General features: G+C 51.2%; 1 protein-coding gene. It reads left to right on the forward strand.

What is annotated here, in order from left to right:
* Positions 1-420, forward strand: a 420-nt coding sequence (locus ACYVTD_RS17135) for a class I tRNA ligase family protein (RefSeq protein WP_461248849.1), incomplete at both ends; no start/stop codon positions are given.

Here is a 420-nt window from a genome sequence, read left to right on the forward strand (position 1 = left end):
GTGGGGCATTGTTACCGCTGTCATACGGTGATAGAGCCTTTCCTCTCCGAACAGTGGTTCGTAAAAATGAAGCCGTTAGCCGAAAAAGCCCTCGCCAGTTGGCAGAAGGGCGAAATTATTTTTTACCCCAAAAAATGGGAGAACACCTACAAACACTGGATGGAAAACATAAGGGACTGGTGCGTAAGCCGCCAGCTCTGGTGGGGGCACAGAATCCCCGCATGGACTTGCGAGGACTGCGGCAAACTTACGGTTTCGCGTAACGACATTGATACTTGCCCCCATTGCAAGAGCAAGAAAATCACGCAAGATCCCGACGTGCTGGACACTTGGTTTTCAAGCTGGCTTTGGCCTTTTAGCACGCTAGGCTGGCAGAAAGTGGGAAGCGACACGCCGGATTTGCAAAAGTTTTACCCGACA

The sequence above is a fragment of the Treponema sp. R6D11 genome (genome assembly GCF_054786075.1).